The sequence below is a fragment of the Kitasatospora sp. NPDC001225 genome, assembly GCF_053597855.1.
Genome location: NZ_JBSFJC010000451.1, coordinates 1 through 1,377, shown reverse-complemented (window position 1 = coordinate 1,377; position 1,377 = coordinate 1). Strand labels below are relative to the sequence as shown.

The 1,377-nt window shown below is 77.6% G+C and carries 2 protein-coding genes and 1 pseudogene; all 3 read left to right on the top strand.

Annotated elements, in window-relative coordinates; translation table 11 throughout:
- Positions 1 to 468: pseudogene (locus tag ACWDCZ_RS41380) on the top strand (glycosyltransferase); the annotation flags it as partial.
- Between the two features lie 36 nt (positions 469 to 504).
- A complete protein-coding gene (locus tag ACWDCZ_RS41375) occupies positions 505 to 981 on the top strand; it encodes a glycosyltransferase (RefSeq protein ID WP_449818729.1) in 477 nt (158 codons plus the stop codon).
- Between the two features lie 82 nt (positions 982 to 1,063).
- A partial coding sequence (locus ACWDCZ_RS41370) for a helix-turn-helix domain-containing protein (protein ID WP_449818728.1) occupies positions 1,064 to 1,377 on the top strand: 314 nt, incomplete at its 3' end.

The window sequence follows — 1,377 nt, the reverse complement described above, 5'->3', positions numbered from 1 at the left end:
GACGGGCTCGCCGACGGCGTGGCGGACGCCGTCGCGGGCGGGGCCGACCTGCTGCTCACCGCCTTCGCCCCGTCGCCGCTCAGCCTGACGGCGGGGGACGCGTACGGTGTGCCCGTCCTCGGCACGTACCTCACGCCCGCCTTCGCCACCACGGAGTTCCCGCTGCCCGGCCCCGCCGGCGGCGCGGACCTGGGACCGGAGGGCAATCTCGCCGCCGGCCAGGAGCGGCTCCGGGGCGCGGACCGAATGTTCTCGAGTGCCGTGGACCGGATGCGCGAGCGCCTCGGCCTTCCCGGCACGACGTCGCCGGAACCGCTCGGGCACACCCGTCCGGTCGTCCACGGTTACAGCCCCGTGCTGCTGCCGCGCCCGGCGGACTGGCCGGCCCCGGTCGACGTGGCGGGCTTCTGGTGGCCCGCCCGGCCGCTGGGCTGGCAGCCTCCGGGCGACCTGGTCGACTTCCTCTAGGCCGGTCCGGCCCCGGTGTTCATCGGCTTCGGCAGCATGGCCCCCGGGGAGGGCGAGCGGCTCGGCGAGCTGGTGACGGCCGCGGTACGGCAGGCGGGGGTGCGCGCGGTGGTCCAGGCGGGCTGGGCCGGGCTGGAGGCGGCGGGTGACGGCGTGTTCTGCGTCGGCGACGTGCCCCACGACTGGCTGTTCCCCCGCACGGCCGCCGTCGTCCACCACGCCGGGGCGGGCACCACGGGCGCCGCGCTGCGCGCCGGGGTCCCCGCCGTACCGGTGCCCGTGATGGCCGACCAGCCGTTCTGGGCGGCCCGGCTGCACCGGCTGGGAGTGGCCCCGCAGCCCGTGCCGTTCGCCGACCTCACCGCCGAGCGCCTCGCCGCCTCGATCACGGCCGCTCTGGCCGAGCCGGTCCGCCGCCGTGCGGCCGCCGTCGCCGGGCTCATGGCGGGCGAGGACGGCGCCGGTGCCGTCCTGGCCCACGTCGCCCGGATCGCCGAGGCCCCCGGCCGCTGAGCCTGGACGGTCTGACACCCGGCCAGGGCACGCGCCCCGGACGGCCGGCGGCGGTCCACCCACTCTTGGATAGGCTGCCGGGATGATCCCCGACGCCCCCCGGCTGCTGCGCGCCGACGCCGCCCGCAACGCGGAAAAGATCATCCAGGCCGCCCGGGAGGTCTTCACCGAACAGGGCCCCGACGCCCACCTCGACGACGTGGCGCGCCGGGCCGGCGTCGGGGCCGCCACGCTGTTCCGCCGCTTCCCCGACAAGGCCGCGCTCCTGCGGGCCGTGCTGGACCAGGGCTTCGGCGAGCGCGTCCGGCCTGAGGTGTTCGACCGGCACCGCAAACTGATGGCCGAGCACCGGCCCCAGCACTACCGGGGCGATGCCGTCTTCTTCGGCGCCACCCT